This window comes from Pseudomaricurvus alkylphenolicus (genome assembly GCF_011683955.1).
Taxonomy (GTDB): Bacteria; Pseudomonadota; Gammaproteobacteria; order Pseudomonadales; family Cellvibrionaceae; genus Pseudomaricurvus; species Pseudomaricurvus alkylphenolicus.
On the sequence record NZ_JAAQPI010000067.1, the window covers coordinates 1 to 825 of the forward strand.

Consider the following 825-nt stretch of genomic DNA (forward strand, 5'->3'; position numbering starts at 1 on the left):
GACAGGTATGTAATCAAAATAAAGAATACACACTTGGATTCATCAGCATTCGCCAAACATCCCGCGAAGAATGTTCAACAAATTGTATTAACAACTTTACTTTCCACCTTGTTAAAGAACTTCTGATAGCAAATATCAGAAAGTTGCTGTCTTGGACATCATGATTGGCACTTACCTCCTCCAATCAACTCAAAACAACAAGTTTCTGAGATCTACGATTTGCAGTGAATTTTATCTAACCACTTATGAGAAGTGGTGGAGCTATGCGGGATCGAACCGCAGACCTCCTGCGTGCAAAGCAGGCGCTCTCCCAGCTGAGCTATAGCCCCAGTGCTCGATCTTTTCCGCTTTGACTTCGTTGCTTTTCTCGCTCACTCGGTCACATACTGATGTATGCTCCCTCCTTCACTCCAAAAGCGCCTTGCCAAACCGCAAAATCTCTTCGCCCTGGCTTCCTTGTCAAAGCCAGAACAATAAGCCAATTTTCTTCTGATCGAGGCGGATTCGAGCGAAGCATAGCCTGCTATGCGAGTTCGGATCCAACGAAGAGCAGGAGGAAATTGGTAGGCCTGGGCAGACTTGAACTGCCGACCTCACCCTTATCAGGGGTGCGCTCTAACCAGCTGAGCTACAGGCCTATAACCTTTCTAAGCTGTAAGCCTTAAGCTAGCAGCTTATGTTTCACTGCAATCAGACTAATCAAGCAATGCGTGTGAGCACTTACGAGACATGAGACTCGGGATGATACCCTCGCCTCGGCGATATCGTTTAAGGAGGTGATCCAGCCCCAGGTTCCCCTAGGGCTACCTTGTTACGACTTCACCC

General features: G+C 47.5%; 2 tRNA genes and 1 rRNA gene. All 3 read right to left on the minus strand.

Annotated elements, in window-relative coordinates:
• Window positions 1-253: 253 nt before the first annotated feature.
• Window positions 254-329: transfer RNA gene (locus HBA55_RS37140), tRNA-Ala, on the minus strand.
• A gap of 232 nt (window positions 330-561) precedes the next feature.
• Window positions 562-638 (minus strand) — tRNA-Ile (locus tag HBA55_RS37145).
• 131 nt (window positions 639-769) lie between these two features.
• Window positions 770-825, minus strand: a 16S ribosomal RNA gene (locus HBA55_RS37150); the annotation flags it as partial.